At 37.0% G+C, this 22,203-nt stretch carries 17 protein-coding genes; 7 read left to right on the top strand and 10 right to left on the bottom strand.

Annotated elements, in window-relative coordinates:
- Positions 1-17: 17 nt before the first annotated feature.
- The 10 genes from ACFXN8_RS23030 to rpmH all read right to left on the bottom strand — a co-directional run bounded on the left by ACFXN8_RS23030 (position 18) and on the right by rpmH (position 11,012).
- Entirely contained in the window at positions 18-866 is an 849-nt protein-coding gene (locus ACFXN8_RS23030) for a ParB/RepB/Spo0J family partition protein (RefSeq protein ID WP_386847817.1), read from the bottom strand.
- Entirely contained in the window at positions 859-1,620 is a 762-nt protein-coding gene (locus ACFXN8_RS23025; protein ID WP_386847815.1) for a ParA family protein, read from the bottom strand. Before ACFXN8_RS23025 ends, ACFXN8_RS23030 begins: the two co-directional genes overlap by 8 nt.
- 588 nt (positions 1,621-2,208) lie before the next feature.
- Positions 2,209-3,108 (bottom strand): nucleoid occlusion protein, encoded by a 900-nt coding sequence (noc, locus tag ACFXN8_RS23020; RefSeq protein WP_386847813.1) that lies wholly within the window; start codon positions 3,106-3,108, stop codon positions 2,209-2,211.
- Positions 3,109-3,287: 179 nt separating this feature from the next.
- Complete coding sequence (gene rsmG / locus ACFXN8_RS23015) at positions 3,288-4,004, bottom strand: 16S rRNA (guanine(527)-N(7))-methyltransferase RsmG (RefSeq protein ID WP_197142957.1); 717 nt, start codon at positions 4,002-4,004, stop codon at positions 3,288-3,290.
- Between the two features lie 156 nt (positions 4,005-4,160).
- Complete coding sequence (gene mnmG, locus ACFXN8_RS23010) at positions 4,161-6,056, bottom strand: tRNA uridine-5-carboxymethylaminomethyl(34) synthesis enzyme MnmG (protein ID WP_386847812.1); 1,896 nt, start codon at positions 6,054-6,056, stop codon at positions 4,161-4,163.
- A 28-nt stretch (positions 6,057-6,084) separates the two neighbouring features.
- Positions 6,085-7,470: a tRNA uridine-5-carboxymethylaminomethyl(34) synthesis GTPase MnmE gene (mnmE, locus tag ACFXN8_RS23005; RefSeq protein WP_386847811.1), complete on the bottom strand. Its 1,386-nt coding sequence runs from the start codon at positions 7,468-7,470 to the stop codon at positions 6,085-6,087.
- Between the two features lie 1,094 nt (positions 7,471-8,564).
- A complete protein-coding gene (jag, locus tag ACFXN8_RS23000; RefSeq protein ID WP_376076071.1) occupies positions 8,565-9,374 on the bottom strand; it encodes an RNA-binding cell elongation regulator Jag/EloR in 810 nt (269 codons plus the stop codon).
- On the bottom strand, positions 9,371-10,141 hold the full coding sequence (gene yidC / locus ACFXN8_RS22995; protein WP_376076069.1) for a membrane protein insertase YidC: 771 nt from the start codon (positions 10,139-10,141) through the stop codon (positions 9,371-9,373). The genes jag and yidC overlap by 4 nt, the downstream gene beginning before the upstream one ends.
- Before the next feature lie 290 nt (positions 10,142-10,431).
- Positions 10,432-10,776 carry a ribonuclease P protein component gene (gene rnpA, locus ACFXN8_RS22990; protein WP_376076066.1) on the bottom strand — a complete coding sequence of 115 codons (345 nt, stop codon included), beginning with the start codon at positions 10,774-10,776 and terminating at the stop codon, positions 10,432-10,434.
- 101 nt (positions 10,777-10,877) lie between these two features.
- Positions 10,878-11,012 (bottom strand): 50S ribosomal protein L34, encoded by a 135-nt coding sequence (gene rpmH, locus ACFXN8_RS22985; RefSeq protein WP_004233310.1) that lies wholly within the window; start codon positions 11,010-11,012, stop codon positions 10,878-10,880.
- Between the two features lie 556 nt (positions 11,013-11,568).
- Between rpmH and dnaA the strand changes: the two genes are divergently transcribed.
- From dnaA to ACFXN8_RS22950, 7 genes are all read left to right on the top strand, one after another.
- Positions 11,569-12,918 (top strand): chromosomal replication initiator protein DnaA, encoded by a 1,350-nt coding sequence (gene dnaA / locus ACFXN8_RS22980; protein ID WP_376076063.1) that lies wholly within the window; start codon positions 11,569-11,571, stop codon positions 12,916-12,918.
- Between the two features lie 169 nt (positions 12,919-13,087).
- Complete coding sequence (gene dnaN / locus ACFXN8_RS22975; protein ID WP_376076062.1) at positions 13,088-14,224, top strand: DNA polymerase III subunit beta; 1,137 nt, start codon at positions 13,088-13,090, stop codon at positions 14,222-14,224.
- A gap of 165 nt (positions 14,225-14,389) precedes the next feature.
- The gene (yaaA, locus tag ACFXN8_RS22970; RefSeq protein WP_376076060.1) at positions 14,390-14,614 is read left to right on the top strand and encodes a S4 domain-containing protein YaaA; all 225 of its coding nucleotides are present in this window, start codon (positions 14,390-14,392) and stop codon (positions 14,612-14,614) included.
- A 3-nt stretch (positions 14,615-14,617) separates the two neighbouring features.
- Entirely contained in the window at positions 14,618-15,733 is a 1,116-nt protein-coding gene (gene recF, locus ACFXN8_RS22965) for a DNA replication/repair protein RecF (RefSeq protein WP_376076058.1), read from the top strand.
- Positions 15,734-15,825: 92 nt separating this feature from the next.
- Positions 15,826-17,760: a DNA topoisomerase (ATP-hydrolyzing) subunit B gene (gene gyrB, locus ACFXN8_RS22960; RefSeq protein WP_376076057.1), complete on the top strand. Its 1,935-nt coding sequence runs from the start codon at positions 15,826-15,828 to the stop codon at positions 17,758-17,760.
- A 25-nt stretch (positions 17,761-17,785) separates the two neighbouring features.
- Positions 17,786-20,281 carry a DNA gyrase subunit A gene (gene gyrA, locus ACFXN8_RS22955; protein WP_386847807.1) on the top strand — a complete coding sequence of 832 codons (2,496 nt, stop codon included), beginning with the start codon at positions 17,786-17,788 and terminating at the stop codon, positions 20,279-20,281.
- Positions 20,282-20,530: 249 nt separating this feature from the next.
- A complete protein-coding gene (locus ACFXN8_RS22950) occupies positions 20,531-21,613 on the top strand; it encodes an HD-GYP domain-containing protein (RefSeq protein ID WP_386847805.1) in 1,083 nt (360 codons plus the stop codon).
- Positions 21,614-22,203 lie beyond the last annotated feature (590 nt).

The raw sequence follows: 22,203 nt of genomic DNA, 5'->3' as shown, positions 1-22,203 counted from the left end.
CGTTATCGATATTTCTCTTACTCTTCCTGTAAATTTAGTATTTCTAAAATGCGTTCTAAATCATCTTCAGAGTAAAATTCAATTTCAATTTTCCCTTTATTATTAGCTTTTCTAATTTGTACATTTGTTCCAAAGTAATCACGTAACTGTGATTCCTTAGCTGCAACAAATATATCCTTTTTCTTTGGTTGAGTTGTTTCACGTGAAACTTCTTCATTTAAGTTGTGTACTAACATTTCAACTTGTCGCACATTTAAACCTTGTTTAATGACCTTATTTGCCACTTCTGATATTCTTCTTTTATTCTTTAATCCAAGTAACGCTCGTCCTTGTCCCATCGATAATGTTCCATCGTTCATAAACTCACGAACATCCTCTGGTAATGCCAGTAAACGAACATGATTGGCAATATGTGGTCTACTCTTCCCTAATCGTTTGGATAGCTCCTCTTGTGTTAAATGTAAGTTTTCCATTAAGCTTTGGTATGCCTCAGCCTCTTCAATAACTGTCAGATCTTCACGCTGTAGATTTTCTAAAATAGCTAGTTCCATCATTTGCGTATCTGATAGCTCTTTTATAATAGCTGGAATAACCACTAACCCTGCTAATTGAGTTGCTCTATAACGTCGTTCTCCAGCTACGATTTCATATTTACGTCCCTTTTTACGTACAGCAATTGGCTGTAAAATACCATGTTCCTGTATAGAGTCAGCTAATTCTTGTAAAGTTTCTTCATCGAAAATTTTACGAGGCTGAAATGGATTTGCGACGATAAGGTCTAATTGTATTTCTTCCACTTGCCCACTTTGTTCTAAAGACTCCCCAGGAAATAATGCACTTATGCCTCTTCCTAAACCTTTAGCCATTTTTAATCACTTCCCTCGCCATCTCTAAATACACTTCTGCACCTCTTGATTTTGCGTCATAAGTGATAATGGGCTGCCCATGACTTGGCGCCTCACTTAATCGCACATTACGAGGAATAATTGTTTTGTATACTTTTTCTTGGAAATATTTTTTTACTTCATCAATAACTTGTAAGCCTAAGTTTGTTCGTGCATCAAGCATCGTCAATAATACACCATCAATGTATAATTGCTGATTTAAATGTTTTTGCACTAAACGGACAGTTGATAGCAACTGGCTTAATCCCTCTAATGCGTAATATTCGCATTGTACAGGAATAATGAGTGCATCCGAAGCCGTTAAAGCATTAATTGTTAGTAACCCTAACGAAGGCGGGCAATCAATAATAATATAATCATAGTCTTCTTTTACATCTTGAAGTGCATGCTTTAAACGTACTTCTCTGGAAATGGTCGAAACCAATTCAATTTCTGCCCCTGCTAATGAAATGGTCGCTGGAATGATTGATAAGTTTTCGACGTTTGTTTGTTGAATGACGTTTTCAACTTTTTCATCATCAATTAACACATCATAAATACAGCCATGAAGTTCTCCCTTATTAACACCAAGTCCACTTGTTGTATTTCCTTGTGGGTCAGTATCGATTAAGAGCACTTTCTTTCCTAAATATGCTAGACAAGCGCTCAAATTGACCGATGTCGTTGTTTTTCCTACGCCACCCTTTTGATTGGCGATTGCTATAATTCTACCCATTTAAAAGCACCTGCTTTCATCTATCAAAGTTCACTTTGATAAATCATTTGTAAAATCACTGATCAATTATGCCTCGGCATAATTGTGTCCGGATTCGGCTTTGTGCTTGCACAAAGTACTCCTTTCCGAATCCGTGACATCCGCCGGAGGCTTTAACTTCTTTCAGCGGATGTTTGGACACCCGCTGAAAAGTAACTTAAACCCGCATTCATATTACCACTTATAGAGGTGAGAGACTTCTGTACCTGTCGCTACGCTTTCGGTACAAAAAATACTTGCTGAAAGAAGTTAAATACCTCTATCTTACTTACATTCTATCAAAAAAACAGAACAGAGTTGTATAAAATATTAAGAATATATGCAAAAAAAGGAGACATCTCAGAAATATTACTGAGATGTCTCCTCCGTACAGAGATATAAAATCCACTGATCATCATAACGTGGGGTTGATTTCCGTTCCTGCTGGGGCGTCCAACCACCACTCCAATCAACTTATATACATGATATATGTTATACAGATGACATCCCCAATTTTGAAGATGTCATAAAAGTCTTTCTTTATTTTTCAAATAAAACTTCAATCACGACTCAAGACTTTTTCTTTTTAGGTATTTTCACTGTAATTTGATAATATTCCTCTGTATCTTCTTCTTCAGTCTTAACTGTTATACCGCTCTTTGTTACCATAGATAACGATTGTTTAATCGTATTTAAAGCAATACGTACGTCTTTACTAATGGCCTTACGTTTCGGCTTTACTTTCTTCGGTTCCGCTTCTTCTTGAACTTCTGCCTCTGGATGTAATAAAGAATAAATCTGCTCTTCTAACTGACGAACGTTCCAATCATTTTCAATCGTTTGTTGTAAAACTTCTAGCTGTAATGGCTGATCTTTAATTGCAATTAATGCTCGTGCATGTCGTTCAGAGATTTCACGCTTCAAAATAGCTTGCTGCACTTCTTCAGGCAGCTTTAATAAACGTAATTTATTAGCTACCGTGGATTGTCCTTTTCCAAGTCGTTGGGCTAAAGCTTCTTGTGTCAGCTCATGAAGCTCTAATAATTTTTGATAGGCAACAGCTTCTTCAATTGATGTTAATTCCTCACGCTGTAGGTTCTCAATTAACGCGATAGAGGCAGTTTCCTTATCAGTTAAATTTCTTATAATTGCCGGAACTTCTGTCCATTGTAGCTTTTTCATTGCTCGATAACGACGCTCACCAGCAATGATTTCATATTGATTTTCTGTTGTTTTACGTACAACGATTGGCTGAATCACACCATGCGTATGAATGGTTCTTGATAATTCTTCAATTTTTTCATCATCAAAAATAGTACGTGGCTGAAAACGGTTAGGCACAATTTGATCAATAGGCAGCTTTAAAACCTCTTCTGCTGCATGAACCGCCTCTGCTTGTTCTACTTCATTTTTCACAATAGGCTCAGTTTTATTCCCGCCTCCAAAAAAACGTGAAAAAGGACTTTTCATCCAAGTGGCACCACCTTTAAGTAACTATCTTGCTCTGTTTTATTCTATTATTATTTATTATATTTCTTAAAATGTATATAGTTCATAGATGTCATTTGCGTGAACCACCCATAACTAGTATGTATGCTCAAAATAGAAAAAATATTTTCTACTTTGAGAAGTTTCACATGAAACACTAATTATTGAATCGGTGTTTTATTTGGTACACCTGGTTTACGCGGATATTTTTTCGGTGTTCCTTTTATTTTATCAAAGATATATAACATGCGGTCACTTTCTTCAACAGGTAGCTGGAAAGAAAATTCTTCTTTTAGTGCAACACCTAATGTAGTCAATGCTTTTTTTGCATCTTTTAATTCCTCCGCACCAGCTGCTGCTTTTAAAGCAACAAAATAGCCACCTTGTTTTGCTAGTGGTACACATAACTCTGATAAGACCGATAATCGGGCTACTGCACGAGCTGTTACAACATCAAACTGTTCACGATACTTCGCATTTTGAGCAAATTCCTCTGCACGCGCATGTACAAAATTCATATTCTCTAATTGTAACTCATCACTTAAATGATTTAAAAATGTAATTCTTTTATTTAAAGAATCGACAATTGTTACATGTAAATGTGGGAAACAGATTTTAATTGGAATACTTGGGAAACCAGCACCTGCTCCAACATCACAAACTGTCGTTACTTTTGAAAAATCAAAATAGAAAGAGGCACTAATCGAATCATAAAAATGCTTTAAATAAACACCTTCTAAATCGGTAATAGCTGTTAAGTTCATCTTTTCATTCCACTCAACAAGTAATTCAAAGTATTTTTTGAATTGTGCAATCTGTTTTTCAGAAAGTTCGATGCCCTTTTTCTTTAAAGCCTCGATAAATTGTTGTTCGTTCATGTAAAGTCTCCTTTTTCTAAATGGCCTTACTATCCCTATTATTGATTTGTAAGCACGTTCACATCCCCAAATCAACTATATAAAAATAGCATAGCCTTAAAAATAGGAAGCGGGCACAAAGGTATGCCCGCCTCATATTCACTTTACTGTTCTTAATTATTCGCCGCTGACGCGTGCGATTTTACCTTGCTCAATATAAACAAGTAATATTGAAATATCTGCTGGGTTTACACCTGAGATTCGCGATGCTTGGGCAATGGAAAGTGGTGTAACTTGTTTTAATTTTTGTCGAGCTTCTGTTGCTAGACCCGAAATAGCATCATAATCAATATTTTCAGGGATTTTTTTATTCTCCATTTTATGAAGCTTTTCAACTTGTTGCAATGCTTTTTCAATATAGCCTTCATATTTAAGCTGAATTTCAATTTGTTCCTTCACTTCATCCGAAAACTCTATGTCTGCTGGAATTAACGAAGAAATTAAACCATAATGCATTTCTGTACGTTTTAATAAATCCGCTCCACGAATACCATCTTTTAGTTCACTGCCACCCACAGAACGGATAACAGCTTGTGTTGTTTCATTTGGTTTAATAATAACTTCACGAAGACGTGCAATTTCGTTATCAATCAGCTCTTTTTTCTCATTGAATGTTGCATATCTTTCCTCAGTAATCATTCCCATATTATAACCTAGTTCTACCAAACGTAAATCAGCGTTATCATGACGGAGTAGTAAACGATACTCTGCGCGAGATGTTAGTAAGCGATACGGTTCATTTGTTCCCTTTGTTACTAGATCATCAATTAATACGCCAATATAAGCATCTGAACGACCTAAGATTAATTCTTCTTTTCCAAGCACATTAGCAGCAGCATTCAGCCCAGCCATTAAGCCTTGAGCTGCCGCTTCCTCGTAACCTGATGTACCATTGATTTGACCAGCAGTATATAAGCCTTTAATACGTTTTGTTTCTAAAGTTGGCCATAATTGTGTTGGCACGATTGCATCGTACTCAATAGCATAGCCAGCTCGCATCATTTCTGCTTTTTCTAAGCCTGGAATTGATTTTAGTAAACGTGTTTGTACATGCTCTGGTAAGCTAGTGGATAAACCTTGTACATACACTTCACGTGTATTGCGACCTTCTGGCTCTAAGAAAATTTGGTGGCGCGGTTTATCGTTAAATCGCACAACTTTGTCTTCAATAGAAGGGCAATAACGTGGACCAGTACCTTTAATCATCCCTGAGTACATCGGTGAAAGGTGTAGATTTGCCTCGATAATTTCATGTGTTTCTAGGCTTGTATAAGTCAGCCAGCAAGGCAACTGATCCATGATGAATTCAGTTGTTTCAAAGCTGAATGCACGTGGAACATCATCCCCTGGTTGAATCTCTGTTTTATCATAATCAATGGTACGGCTATTCACTCGTGGTGGTGTACCTGTTTTAAAACGCACAAGGTCAAAGCCAATCTCTTTTAAGTTATCTGCTAAACGAATGGACGGTTGTTGGTTATTAGGACCACTTGAATACTTTATGTCTCCAATAATGATTTCACCGCGAAGGAATGTACCTGTTGTAATAACCACTGTTTTAGCGCGGTAAATAGCACCGATTTGTGTAATAACACCTTTTACTTCCCCGTCTTCGATAATTAGCTCTTCCACCATACCTTGGTGCATTGTTAAGTTTTCAGTTTCCTCCAACACGCTTTTCATTTCTTGTTGGTATAAAACTTTGTCCGCTTGCGCACGTAATGCACGCACAGCAGGACCTTTCCCTGTATTTAACATACGCATTTGAATATGCGTTTTATCAATAACTTTCCCCATGACGCCACCTAATGCGTCAATTTCTCGTACTACGATTCCTTTGGCAGGACCACCAATGGAAGGATTGCATGGCATAAATGCAATCATATCTAAATTGATTGTTAACATCAGTGTGTTAGCACCCATTTTGGCTGCGGCGTATGCAGCTTCAGAACCTGCGTGACCTGCGCCAATTACGATAACATCAAACGTGCCTGCCTCATATTTTGTTGGCATAGCTCGTATCTTCCTTTCTTTAGTAAAATTATTTTCCTAAGCAGAACTGTGAAAATAACTGATTGATTAGGCTTTCCTGTACTGTGTCACCTATAATTTCACCAAGTAATTCCCATGTTCTTGTTACATCTATTTGCACCATATCAACAGGTACACCAGTTTGTGCTGCAGCTAATGCATCCTCGACCGTTGCTTGTGCTTGATGAAGTAATGCAATATGTCTTGCATTTGAAACATATGTTAAATCGCCCGCTTCAATTTGCCCTTCAAAGAATAACGCGGCAATCGCTTCCTCTAGCTCTGCAATACCCTCTTCTTGTAAAAGAGAAGTTGTCACAACGCGACGATTACCTGCTAGCTCTTTGACATGTGCTAAATCAACTTTTTGCGGTAGATCTGTTTTATTAACAATAACGATGTAATCCATCGCTTTAATGGTTTCGAATAGACGCTCATCCTCGGCAGTCAATTCCTCTGCGTAGTTTAACACAAATAAAATTAAATCCGCGCTACGCAACGCCTCACGAGAACGTTCAACCCCAATTCGTTCAACGATATCCTCTGTCTCTCGAATACCAGCTGTATCGACTAAACGAAGCGGAACACCACGTACATTCACGTACTCTTCTATAATATCACGAGTTGTCCCTGCAATATCTGTCACAATAGCCTTATTCTCCTGTACTAAACTATTTAAAAGAGAAGATTTCCCAACGTTTGGGCGACCTAAAATAACAGTTGATAGACCCTCTCGTAATATTTTCCCCTGAGAAGATGTTTGCAAAAGTTTTATAATTTCATTCCGTACCCATGTACATTTCTCTACTAATACTGGTACTGTCATCTCTTCTACATCATCATACTCCGGATAATCTATATTAACCTCAACTTGCGCTAATGTCTCTAGTAACGCTTGGCGTAAGTCACCAATTAAACGCGATAATTTGCCATCCATTTGTCCTAACGCTACATTCATCGCTCTATCTGTTTTCGCTCTTATTAAATCCATGACTGCTTCAGCTTGTGATAAATCGATACGTCCATTTAAAAACGCGCGTTTTGTAAATTCACCTGGCTCTGCGAGTCTTGCCCCATTTGTTAATACTAGCTTTAATACACGGTTCACCGAAACAAGTCCCCCGTGACAGTTTATTTCTATTACATCCTCACGAGTGAATGTTTTAGGTCCGCGCATTAATGACAGCATTACTTCCTCTACAATCTCATTTGTTTTTGGATCGACCAAATGGCCATAATGAATTGTATGTGAAGCCTTCGTTGTTAAACTTTTTCCACCAGGCGATCTGAATATTTTATCTGCAATTGCGACTGCTTCGTCCCCACTTAAGCGAACAATAGCAATAGCTCCTTCACCCATAGGTGTGGATATCGCAGCAATTGTATCGAACTCCATTTAATGACCTCCTTAACGTTATCCACATGTGGATAAATAAAAACCGACCAATACTTACTAACACCTTAGACTAACATATTTTCTGCAAAATCTAAAGTAAGGATAATTTCCAATTGTGGATAATCAGAAAGCTCTACATTATAGCACGTATTTCGACAAAAATTGCGATCGTTATAAAATATAATTCTTTAGCCTAAACGAAAACTATGCCCTTGGTTGTCCACAATTAAAACTCTTATAGTTAGTTGCTTTAACAGATAAAAAATCAAAATGGTCGATGGAATCTTTGTAAATGTTGTGGCGCTTTAAATGAGGGTGATTTCCGTTCCAGGCTACTCGCTTTCCCACGGGAGTCGAGTAGCCTTCCACTCCAATCAACGATAGCGTAGAACTTTTATAAATTTTATTCAATTCATGAGTGAACACTATGGCTATTCACCATAATCGAACAAAATAGACTTATTGCAGTGAAGTGATTGTACATCTGTTATTACTGTCGTTTTGCTTTCGCATAGATAAAACATTGCTGAAGTTTCATTTTAATATATTAGTGTCATGCCAAAAGATATATGCAAATGTAAAGTGGTTGATTGGAGTGGAAGCTGGGAGACTCATTGGGGATTAGCGTCACAGATGAGACCCTGGAGCGAGCAAATAGGGGAACGAAGGCTAAAACCATCACGTCCTGTGATAACGCCTTCGTGACCAACATCGGTGCTGTTGCTGTCGCTTCGTTGCACTACGCTTTCGCACAGAATGAAACCCTTTTGCTGCCGCTACGTTAGCACTTCGCTTTCGCGCAAAAAACATCTGTTGGCCCAAGCGGCTCATCGGACGCCCCCAGGAAGCTTTGCTCTGTGCGAAAGCGTAGCGACAGCAACAAATATTTTATCTGTGCGTAAGCGAAGCGGCAGCAACAACAACAAAGCGCCCAGTCGGAACGGAAATCAACCCCTCGTTTTGCCGAAGAGCCATACTTTCTTTAATAGAACACCTTAATTTCACTGACATAATTGTTTTTCAACAACATAAAAAAGTCATTTTATCATGACGATAAAATGACTTTAGCTTTGTCTGTATGTTTTTTACGAAGTTTAGTCGTTTTTTACAGGTTCAATGACTAAATAACGATTAGGCTCCGTTCCTTCTGAGTATGTTTCAATATCAAGGCGATTTGCCAATTGATTATGAATAACTTTTCTTTCGTACGACTGCATTGGCTCAAACGTCACACGCTGATTTAAGCGAAGTGCTTTATCCGCCATACGATCTGCGAGTAACTCCAATGCTTCTTGACGACGCTCACGGTAGTTTTCTACGTCTAATTTCACCATTAAGAACTGCTTGGCACTTTTATTTAACACAAGGTGTGTTAATTGCTGCAAGGAATTTAATGTTTGACCACGTTTCCCTATAAGCAGTGCAGCTTTCTCGCTTTTCAGTTGAAATAATACATATTTCCCTTCACGTGTCGTTTCAATTTCAAGATCATGAATATCCAATTGTTCAGCAATATTGACTAAATAATTCTTTGCATCTTCAATTGGGTTTACCGAGGTTTCTTCTTCCTCTTTTTGTTCCTCTACGACTTGTTGAACAGCTTCGATATCACTTTGTTGTTCAGAAACTTGTGAACTTATTGTTTCAACATCATCTATTACTGTTGGTTCGACAAATTGAGTCGTATTTTGCTGTTCAGCTTTTTCTGTCTCACTTGTTGGTCGAACCTGTACTTCCTTTACTGTTACACGAACTTCTGCAGATCGTGCCCCAAAACCTAAAAATCCTTTTTTACCTTCTTGTAAAACTTCAACATCTACTTGTTCACGGGTTTTGCCAAGTTTCTGTAACGCCAATGAGATCGCTTCTTGTGTTGTTGCGCCTATTTGCGTAAGTTGTTTCACTTTTTAGCCCCTCCATTTTGAGCAGGTTGTGTTTTATCTTTTTTCCAAGGTTTATAAATAAACAGGTTTTGAGCAATCGAAATAATGTTACCGATTACCCAGTATAGTGATAATGCTGCTGGTAATGCCATACCGAAAGCAATAATCATAAATGGCATAATATACATCATTATTTTCATTTGAGGGTTATCCATCGCTGGGCCCGTACGTAAAACGATAAATTGCATTAAACCAGCAGTAATTGCTAATGCCGGTGCAGGATCTGCTAACGGGAAAATAAAGAAATTCCCTAATTCGAAAGCCTCTGTAGCATTCATACGACTAATCGCATGGTAGAAACCCATTAAAATTGGCATTTGAATGAATACAGGTAAACATCCAGCAAGTGGATTGACACCAGACTCACTCATAAGCTTCATCATCTCTTGCTGATACTGTTGCTGTGTCTGCGCATCCTTAGAAGCATACTTCTTTTGCAATTCCTTCAATTTCGGCTGAATTTCTTGCATTTTTTTAGAGCTCTTTGTTTGTTTAATCATCAATGGAAGAACGGCTAAACGAATAATAATCGTTACAACAATGATCCCCCATGCATATGAACCGAGCATATCAGCAAAATATTTAATCGCTGACACTAAAGGCCAAACAATGAATTCATTCCAGAAGCCTGTGCTTTCTTTGGAGATTGGTTCTTTGAACTCTGTACAACCAGATAGTAGTAATACTACTGATGCTAGCGACAAAATTACCCAAAGTTGTTTCTTCAACCTTCTTCCCCCTACAAATACTATTCACTTTTTCTAAAACTATATGCGTTCTCTTCTTTATACATTTACAGTTTCCTGCTATTGAATAAAGTTATCAGTTATTTTATCATGCAAATAACGTTTCACTCTACTAAATATTCTAACAATGTACATATATTTGCTAAGTAATGTTACTAATCATTCACATATCGCAGTGAAATTCTATCTTCAAAATACCCCTACGCGTATTTTCAGCGACTTCACTTTCACGCAGAAACGCTTCTATTTCACCACTTTGGTTGCCATCCATATTACGTCTTCTTCAATACTTTTGCGATTCGTAGTACATGCTGCAAACTTTGTTTTACTTCATAAAAATCCATAGTGGCCGCCGGTTGTCTGGCGATAATAACATAGTCCATATTCTGCTTTAGCTCATCTTTTAATTCATGAATACTTTGTCGAATATAGCGCTTGATCTGGTTGCGTGTTACTGCATTCCCTAGTTTTTTGCTAACCGATAATCCTACACGAAATTCTGTTTGCCCCTCTTTTTCTAAAAAATATACGACAAACTGACGGTTAGCGAAAGATTTACCCTTCTTAAACACCTTTTGAAAATCATCATTTTTTTTCACTCGTTGGCGTTTTTTCATTACTTTCACCTGCTACTCGATAATTATCCTTTGATCCTCATTTCTAGGTTTACCAAAAATAAAGAAAAAAAAGACCACTGATGTGTCTCAGTGGACTTATTTTATGCTGATAATACTTTTCTTCCTTTACGACGACGAGCAGCAAGAACTTTGCGACCGTTTTTCGTGCTCATACGTGCGCGGAAACCGTGAACTTTGCTGTGCTTACGTTTCTTTGGTTGGTAAGTACGTTTCATTTATATAGACACCTCCTGAATGAGTTGAATTTTTCAACATACAGACCTGAATATTATATAAAGTAACTAGTTATTTTGTCAATGACTTTTATAAATTTATATATTTAAGCAAATCTATGCCTATCTATACCTACGATCCTCTTCTCCTGAATAAAATAAATTATCCACAGAATACTTGTTTTTTTTACACAGAGTTGTGTATAGTAATTTTTGCATTATTTTTTATCCACAACACTTATCTACACCTTTTTCACATAAGCAGACCTTGTGGACAACTTGGAAGTGCATAAATAAAAGGTATGTGGATAAGTTTCGCAAACTATTGAAATAGCTTTGTTTTTCTGATACGATATCTGTGCTTCACTTTGTTGAAAACTGAAATTACTTATTATTTTATCCACAACTGTTAATATGCTGTGGATAATTTTTATCACAGCCTTTGGTTAACTTTTATCCACAACTTGTGAGTTTGTGGATTAGTTGTAAAATGAACGTATTTACCGTTTCTATAAATGCGCTTTTTTAATTGTATTGAACTGTAAAGGAGATTAGCAGCTTGGAACATTTAGAAGAACTATGGAATAATGTCCTGGCTCAAGTTGAACAAAAAATTTCTAAACCAAGCTTCGAAACGTGGCTAAAGTCTACTAAACTACTTTCCTACAATGGTAGTGGTTCTACTGTGACAATTGCTGCGCCAAATTCGTTTGCTCGAGACTGGCTTGAAAATCATTATATTCATTTGATTACAGGTATATTAACGGAGCTTACAGGCGAAGACTTGCTTATTAAGTTTGTTGTTCAAAAAAACCAGGATTCGGACGATTTCGATTTACCAGCGCCGATTATCCAAGCAAAAAATGACGATCACCATGATATTTCACCAGGTATGTTAAACCCGAAGTATACTTTTGATACGTTTGTTATTGGCTCTGGTAACCGCTTTGCACATGCTGCCTCGCTAGCTGTTGCAGAAGCACCTGCGAAGGCTTATAACCCGTTCTTTATCTATGGGGGAGTAGGGCTTGGCAAAACACACTTAATGCACGCGATTGGTCATTATGTATTGGAACACAATCCAAATGCAAAGGTAGTCTATTTATCATCTGAAAAATTTACAAATGAATTTATTAACTCAATTCGAGATAATAAGGCACTTGATTTCCGCAATAAATATCGCAATGTAGATGTACTGCTAATTGATGATATTCAATTTCTAGCTGGAAAAGAATCAACTCAAGAAGAATTTTTCCACACTTTTAATACATTGCATGAAGAATCGAAACAAATTGTTATTTCCAGTGACCGTCCTCCTAAGGAAATTCCGACATTGGAAGATCGTTTACGTTCTCGATTCGAATGGGGACTAATTACAGATATTGCGCCTCCTGATTTGGAAACTCGTATCGCTATTCTTCGAAAAAAAGCAAAGGCTGATGGCCTAGAAGTGCCAAATGAAGTCATGCTCTATATTGCGAACCAGATTGACTCCAATATCCGGGAGCTTGAAGGTGCGCTTATTCGCGTCGTTGCCTATTCATCACTTGTTAACAAGGATATTAATGCGACTTTGGCTGCTGAAGCATTAAAGGATATTATTCCTAATTCGAAGCCAAGAACTGTCACTATACTAGACATTCAAAATGCAGTAGGAGAGCACTTTAACATTCGTTTAGAGGATTTTTCCGCGAAAAAACGTACAAAGTTAATTGCCTTTCCACGTCAGGTCGCGATGTATTTATCTCGCGAATTAACAGATTTTTCGCTGCCGAAAATTGGCGAAGAATTTGGTGGACGTGACCATACTACTGTGATCCATGCTCACGAAAAAATATCTTCTTTGTCGAAAAATGACGTTCAGCTTCAACAAGATATTAAACAAATTCGAAGCATGCTAGGGAAATAATGCTGTGGACAACACCAACGTTTAAACACAAACTTATACACAGTCTATCTACATGTGGATAGACTGATTTTATTCACTTTAAACCACTTATCCACAAATCCACAGGACCTATTACTATATCTTTTTTATTTTATATAAATAAATAATATAAATATGTGAGGGAAAACGAATGAAATTTAATATTTTACGTGACCGTTTATTAGAGGGTTTAAATGATGTCATGAAAGCCGTAAGTTCTAAAACAACTATTCCAATTTTAACGGGGATTAAAATCGATGTAACATCTGAGGGTATTCGTTTAACAGGTAGTGACGCTGATATCACTATACAAACATTTATTCCAGTTGAAGAAGATGGTCAACAAATAATTCATATTACAGAAACAGGATCTATTGTTGTACAAGCTCGTATGTTTAATGAAATTGTACGTAAATTACCAACAAATGAGGTTGAAATTCAAGTAACAACTGGTTTCCAGACTCATATTCGTTCAGGTAAATCTGAATTCCACTTAATTGGCTCAGATGCTGCTGAATATCCTTTATTACCCGAATTAACAGAGGATCAAAAATTTACTATTCCTGCAGATCTATTAAAGTCAATTATCCGTGAAACAGTATTTGCTGTTGCCACTTCAGAGAGTAGACCGGTGTTGACAGGTGTAAACTGGCAGATAAAAAATGAAGCATTAATCTGTGTTGCAACAGATAGCCACCGTTTGGCAAGACGCAAAGTTCAACTGGAAAATTTACCTGAGGTTGAACATAGTGTTGTAATTCCTGGTAAAAGTTTAAATGAGCTAAATAAAGTTTTAGAGGATTCAACAAATCTTGTGCAAATCGTTATTACAAGCCAGCAAGTGTTATTTAAAACTGGAGAAGTATTATTCTTCTCTCGTTTACTTGAAGGTAATTACCCAGATACAACACGTCTAATCCCAGAAGAATATCAAACAAATCTAACGATTAACGGTAAATCGTTATTACAAGCAATTGATCGTGCATCTCTTGTTGCTCGTGGTGACCGTAATAATGTTGTACGTTTTGAGATTTTCGATAATCAATCTGTTGAAGTTTCTTCTAATTCTCCAGAAATCGGTAAGGTCCAAGAAGAAATTCCTGTTGAGTCATTAGAAGGGGAGAACTTAAAAATTTCTTTCAGTGCGAAGTACATGATGGAAGCACTAAAAGCAATAGATGGTCAAGAAGTAGTCATTCAATTCACAGGAGCAATGAGACCGTTTATTTTGCGTTCTGTTCATGACGATGCAATTTTACAGTTGATTTTACCTGTACGAACTTATTAAAATTCAAACAGTTTTTGTTGGAGAGAATATACTCATAATTTCAAGCTCTAAATACTTTGAAAATCGTTCTGATAGTCGCTAGCTGCGGCTATCTTTTTTTACTTATGGCGGAATTTTAGGTATGATAGAGAGATAGACAGTCTGTATTTGGAGGGGAACTCAGCTATGAAGGACATTAAAATTGATGTGGAATTTGTCACATTAGGACAGCTTTTAAAAATAACCGATGCTATAAGCTCTGGTGGCATGGCAAAGTGGTTTTTACATGAAAATGATGTTTATGTAAATGGAGAAATAGATGACCGCCGCGGTCGTAAACTACGTGATGGTGACATTGTAAATATTCCTGGATGTGGTCGATTTCGTATCGTTGGCACAACTGGACAGTAGATTATGCAGATAGAGCAGTTAAAACTTACAAATTACCGTAACTATGATGACTTAGCATTAAACTTTTCTCCAAAAATTAATGTTTTCATTGGTGAAAATGCACAAGGGAAAACAAATGTTATGGAATCTATTTACGTATTGGCAATGGCTAAATCCCATCGAACGACGAACGATAAAGAATTAATACGTTGGGATTCAGACTATGGTAAAATAGAAGGGGCCGTTCAAAAAAGGCATGGTATTTTACCGATTGAGCTTACGATTACGAAAAAAGGCAAAAAAGGTAGGATAAATCATATAGAACAAAGCCGCCTCAGTCATTATATTGGCCAAATGAATGTCGTTATGTTTGCACCTGAAGATTTAAATGTCGTAAAGGGGAGTCCGCAATTACGACGACGTTTTATTGATATGGAGATTGGGCAAATTTCGCCTGTTTATTTGCATGATTTATTAACCTTTCAAAAAATTTTAAAGCAACGTAACCATTTTTTAAAAATGAATCAAGGTAAAAAAATGCCAGATGACGTGATGTACGAAGTTTATAATGAACAATATATTCACGCAGCTACCCAAATTATTCGAAAAAGATTTCAATTCATGGATTTATTGCAGGAGTGGGCAGAGCCAATTCACGCAGGTATTTCACAAGGGAAAGAAACGTTAGCTATTAAATACCGCACAGTAGCTGGTATTGAAAAAGAACATACTTCTAGTGAAATTGAAGGCTTTTTGCATAAAAAGCTAATAGAAGCTAAGGACCGTGAATTTGATCGAGGTGTAACACTAGTTGGTCCACACCGAGATGATTTGCAATTTTTGGTAAATGACTATGATGTTCAGACATACGGTTCACAAGGACAACAACGTACAACCGCTCTTTCATTAAAACTTGCTGAAATCGAGTTAATTAAACAAGAAACAAATGAAACACCCATACTACTTTTAGATGATGTATTGTCGGAACTCGATGATTATCGTCAATCGCATTTATTAAACACCATTCAAGGTGAAGTTCAAACCTTTGTTACGACTACAAGTGTTGATGGAATTCATCATGAAACGATGGAACATGCACAGCTGTTTCACGTGAAACAAGGAGCGATTGAAGAAAGTTAGCCCGGGGAGTTTTTTAGATTACAAAAGAATGGTAATAGTCAGCTCGGTTGACTGTTCATTCATTTACACACAATGATGTTATGAAGGAGTAGATGAAAGCCGTGGCTATAGAGAACGAAGGTTTACAAAATCAAGCTTATGAAGCTGATCAGATACAGGTATTAGAAGGATTAGAAGCTGTACGTAAAAGACCAGGGATGTATATCGGTTCAACAAGCTCTAAAGGGCTTCACCATTTAGTATGGGAAATTGTTGATAATAGTATCGATGAGGCACTTGCAGGCTTTTGTACAGATATAAAAGTAACGATAGAACAAGACAATTGGATTCGTGTAGAGGACAATGGTCGAGGTATTCCGGTAAGTATTCAAGAGAAGATGGGTAAGCCTGCTGTTGAGGTTATTATGACAGTGCTCCATGCTGGAGGTAAGTTCGGCGGTGGAGGATACAAAGTTTCTGGCGGTCTTCATGGTGTAGGGGCATCTGTTGTAAATGCTTTATCAATTGAGACGATCGTTCAAGTTCATCGTGAGGGTCATATTCATGAAATTAAATTTGAACGTGGAAGAACTGTTCAAGAGTTAATGGTTATCGGTGATTCAGATCGTAACGGAACAACTACACGTTTTAAAGCAGACCCTGAAATATTTAAAGAAACGACTGTTTATGAATATGACATTTTAGCACATCGTATTCGTGAATTAGCTTATTTGAATCGTGGTATCAAGATCACAATTGCTGATGAACGCGAAGGTGAAGAACGTTCTACTACGTATCATTATGAAGGTGGTATTCGTTCGTATGTAGAGCATTTGAATCAATCTAAAGAGCCTATCCATGAACCAATTGATGTTCTTGGGGAAAAGGATGGTATTTCAGTTGAAATTGCTATGCAATATAATGCTGGATTCTCTTCTAACATTTTTTCATTTGCTAATAACATTAATACGTATGAAGGCGGTACACATGAGTCTGGTTTTAAAACGGCTCTAACACGTGTTATTAATGATTACGCACGAAAAAATGGACTATTAAAAGAATCAGATGCAAACCTTACTGGTGAAGATGTTCGTGAAGGGTTAACAGCTATTGTTTCAGTTAAGCATCCTGATCCACAATTTGAAGGACAAACAAAAACAAAGCTTGGTAACTCTGAAGTTAGCCAAATTACTAACTCCTTATTCTCAGATGGTTTTGAACGATTTATGTTAGAAAATCCAACTGTCGCTCGTAAAGTTGTAGAAAAAGGTTTAATGGCTGCTCGTGCACGTGTCGCCGCTAAAAAAGCACGTGAATTTACACGTCGTAAAAATGCACTTGAAGTATCAAGTCTGCCAGGTAAATTAGCTGACTGTTCATCAACAAATCCATCTGAATGTGAAATTTATATCGTTGAGGGTGATTCTGCCGGTGGGTCAGCAAAATCTGGACGTGACCGACACTTCCAAGCAATCTTACCGTTACGTGGTAAAATCCTTAACGTTGAAAAAGCACGTTTAGATAAAATTTTATCGAATGCAGAAATCCGTGCAATGATTACAGCATTTGGCACAGGTATTGGTGAAGAGTTTACTTTAGAAAAGGCTCGTTATCATAAAATCGTTATTATGACAGATGCCGATGTTGATGGTGCGCACATCCGCACATTACTCTTAACATTCTTCTTCCGTTTCCTTCGACCTCTCTTAGAGGCAGGTTATATTTATATTGCACAGCCACCTCTTTATCAAGTTAAGCAAGGTAAACATGTTGAGTATTGCTATGATGATGTTACTCTTCAAGAAATTTTAGAACGGTTACCGAAAATGCCAAAACCAAATGTACAACGATACAAAGGTCTTGGGGAAATGAATGCAGAGCAGCTTTGGGAAACAACAATGGATCCTGAGCACCGCACATTGTTACAAGTAGAATTAGATGATGCAATTAATGCAAACCAAGCATTTGAGCGTTTAATGGGCGATGAAGTTGAACCTCGTCGTCAATTTATCGAAGAAAATGCTGTATACGCTAATTTAGATATTTAATTTTTCTTGAGAGGAGGTCTACACTTTGTCAGAACAAGAACGCTCCGGTGTTAAAGGAGTTAATATAACAAAAGAAATTGAAACATCCTTCCTCGATTATGCGATGAGTGTAATCGTTTCTCGTGCATTACCAGACGTACGAGATGGGTTAAAGCCTGTACATCGCCGTATTTTATATGGTATGCAAGAGCTAGGGAATACAGCAGATAAAGCGTACAAAAAATCAGCACGTATTGTTGGGGACGTAATGGGTAAATACCACCCACATGGTGACTCATCCATTTATGATGCAATGGTACGTATGGCGCAAGACTTCAGCTATCGTTACATGCTAGTCGATGGTCATGGTAACTTTGGATCTGTCGATGGTGACGGAGCGGCAGCGATGCGTTATACAGAATCACGTATGTCTCGTATTGCAATGGAAATGCTTCGTGATATTAATAAAGACACAATTGACTATACAGATAACTATGATGGTTCAGAAAAGGAACCTATTGTCCTTCCTAGTCGCTATCCAAACTTATTAGTAAATGGAGCGGCAGGAATTGCGGTTGGTATGGCGACAAATATTCCGCCACATCAACTTGGGGAGACGATAGATGCAGTGATAGCACTTTCAGAAAATCCAGCTATCACAACAGAAGAATTGATGGAAATCATCCCAGGACCTGATTTCCCAACTGGTGGATTAATTTTAGGTCGTAGCGGTATTCGCCGTGCTTACGAAACAGGTCGTGGCTCCATCATTATTCGCGCAAAGGTAGAGATTGAACAAAAATCAAATGGTAGAGAAACAATTCTTATTCATGAATTACCATACCAAGTAAATAAAGCTAAGCTTATTGAAAAAATAGCAGAGCTTGTACGCGATAAAAAAATTGATGGTATTACAAACCTACGTGATGAATCTGACCGACGTGGTATGCGAGTAGTTATTGAAGTTCGTAAAGATGCAAATGCTAATGTAGTTTTAAATAATTTATATAAACAAACAGCCATGCAGTCGAGCTTCGGTATTAATATGCTGTCATTAGTAAATGGTCAACCTAAAGTAATGGGCTTAAAAGAAATGCTGTATCATTATTTAGAGCACCAAAAGGTTATTATTCGTCGTCGTACGGAATTTGAATTAAGAAAAGCGGAAGATCGTGCACATATTTTAGAGGGCTTACGTATTGCCCTTGATCATATCGATGAAATTATTGCTATTATTCGTGGTTCACGTAGTGGTGATGAAGCGAAACCTCAATTAATGGAACGATTCAATTTATCTGAACGTCAAGCACAGGCTATTTTAGATATGCGTTTAGTTCGTTTAAGTGGATTAGAGCGTGAAAAAATTGAAGCAGAATATCAAGAACTTCAAATTTTAATTGCTGAATTAAAAGCAATTTTAGCGGATGAGGCTAAAATTATTGATATTATTCGTACTGAAATATTAGAACTAAAAGAACGCTTTAACGATAAACGTCGTACTGAAATTACTTCTGGCGGTTTAGAAATGATTGAGGACGAGGATTTAATCCCAGTCGAAAATTCAGTTGTAACTTTAACGCACAATGGTTATGTCAAACGTTTAGCTGCGAATACATATCGCAGTCAAAAACGTGGCGGTCGTGGTGTACAAGGTATGGGCACAAATGAAGATGATTTTGTAGAGCATCTTATGAATACATCTACACACGATACAATTTTATTCTTCACTTCAAAAGGGAAAGTGTTTAGAGCAAAAGGTTATGAGATCCCGGAATTTGGTCGTACAGCGAAAGGATTACCGATTGTTAACTTACTCAATATTGATAAAGGTGAAAAAGTAACAGCAATGATCCGTGTAGGTTCATTTGATGAAGATGCATACTTTATCTTCACTACTAAAACAGGTATTACAAAGCGTACACCAGTATCTCAATTTGCTAATATCCGAACAAACGGCTTAATAGCTATAAGTTTGCGAGAAGATGATGATCTCATTTCTGTTCGTTTAACAGATGGCAAGAAACAAGTGATTATCGGTACTCGTGATGGCATGCTTGTACGTTTCCAAGAGGATGATATTCGTTCAATGGGCCGTACTGCAGGTGGTGTACGAGGTATTAAACTACGTGATGGTGACGAAGTAGTTGGTATGGAAATCATTGAACCAGGGCAGGAAATTTTAGTTGTTACAGCAAAAGGTTACGGTAAACGTACTTCTGAAGAGGAATATCGTTTACAGAGCCGTGGCGGTGTTGGATTAAAAACAATTCAAATCACTGATAAAAACGGTCCAATGGTAGCTGTAAAAACTGTTGATGGCTCGGAAGATTTAATGCTGATCACAATTAACGGCATGCTAATCCGTATGGATGTGAATGATATTTCATTAATTGGTCGTAGTACACAGGGAGTTCGTTTAATTCGTTTAGGCGATGAGGAGCTTGTTGCAACTGTAGCGAAGGTTGAAAAAGAAGAAGAATCAATCGAAGAAGAATTGAACGAAGAAGAATCGATTGAGGAAAATGACCAAGTAGAGGAATAATAAAAAGGCCGATGACGACAGCTAATGTTGCTGTTCATCGGTTTTTTTTTAGCATAAATCATGAAAAATAAGTAATTATTTTGAATTCCATGATAAAATAAATTTAACTTCCTTCAGCGGATGTCCAACCACCCACTGAAAAAGAGGAACTCAGTCTAAAAACGCCACGTCCTGTGGCAACGGAATTATGCCGAGGCATAATTGATCCTTATATTTATGCAAGTGAAATAGTGAAGAGGAGTTAATTGCGTGGAAACTATACATGTCCCGATTTCAGAGTTACGCGTTGGTAAAGTAATTTCCGAAGATATTTTTGCTAATACACAACATCCAATAATTTTTAAAAACACAATAATTTCCCACGAGCATTTACAAGTTTTTTTTGCTTTTAATATTTCAAGAGTCCCTGTTTATAAAGAAGGTGTAGAGGCTCAACCAGAAGTAAAGGAAACAGATTTAGTTGTTCCAATAGAGTCTATACCGACTTTTAGAAGAATTTATGATAATTCTGTTGAACAATTTAAAAAGGAATTTAAAAATTGGGAAGCTGGTGCAAAGGTAGATATTGCGAAAGCACGTAAAATTATTTTGCCATTATTAGAAATGGTTTTAGAAGATCGTGCAATAATTTTTGATTTAAATGAGTATTCAAATCCAAAAGACTATTTGTACCATCATTGTGTAGCAACAGCATTGATTTCTTCAGTGATTGCACAAAAACTAGGCTATGATAAAGGAATTACGATTCAAGTTGCGATTGGAGGGTTATTAGCTGATTGTGGAATGGCAAAAGTTCATCCGCGTATCCGCGATAAAAAAACAACCTTAACAGAGCAGGAGTTTGATGAAATTTATAAGCATCCGATTTATAGCTATAATATGGTCAAAGATTTAACAATCTTAAAGGATACAATGAAAGAGGCTATTTTCCAGCACCATGAGCGTTTAAACGGTAGTGGCTATCCGAAAGGGGAAAAAATCGCTAATATTTCTACTTTCGCTCAAATTATCGCTGTTGCAGATGTATTCCATGCAATGACATGTGAGCGGGTGTATAGAACAAAGCAATCTTCATTTAAAGTTATAGAGATGATTCATGAATCTGAGTTTGGGAAGTTCGATATTAAAGTAGTTCGTGCATTGATAGATATTGTTGCTGACCTTCCTATAGGGACAATTGTTGAACTATCTAATCTGGAACAAGGCGAAGTGATGTTTGTAAATAAATTTGCACCAACTCGACCACTTATCAAATTAAGCCACACCGGGGAGATATTTGATTTAGGTAAAAATCGTACCTTCTATATTTCACGTATTATAACAAATTTATAATAGTTGAAAGGCAACCCATTAACATTGGTGTTCGCCTTTTTTATTTTTAATTCGATCGATAAATTATTTAGGTGATAAAACTAAAGTATCAACAAAGATTTCAATCTCTAGCTAAGTACGAGAAAATTGATATCTTTGAAATGATTTAACTTCTTTCAGCAAATGTTTTATGTATGGTAAGTGAAACGGCAGTTACAAATGTCTTTTGTAGCGAAAGCAAAGCGTCACCTACAAAAAGTCTCCCACCTCTATAGGCGGTGAGATGAATACTGATTTAAGGCTAACTAATCTTCTGAACAAAGTGGTTTAGAAGAAGAACAATAGATTTTAAAAGACTTTTAATTTTTTTTGAGAAAGTGTTGACATAGTTTTAGATTCTTGATATTATTAGTAAGTCGCCAAGAGGTGACACTTAAAACAAAGATTAATGAACCTTGAAAACTGAACAAGCAAAACGTAATCAATAAAGTTTTTACTAGCTAACCTTGAGTTGGCGAACGAAACAAAATTTTGGACATCAAACATGATGCCAGCAAAACAATTTGAGCTAATCAAATTTCTTTTTATGGAGAGTTTGATCCTGGCTCAGG

It is taken from the genome of Lysinibacillus sp. NPDC059133 (assembly GCF_042755925.1).
In the GTDB taxonomy this organism is placed as follows: domain Bacteria; phylum Bacillota; class Bacilli; order Bacillales_A; family Planococcaceae; genus Lysinibacillus.
The sequence above is the reverse complement of the archived record's forward strand: the minus strand, read 5'-3'. Positions and strand labels throughout refer to the sequence as shown.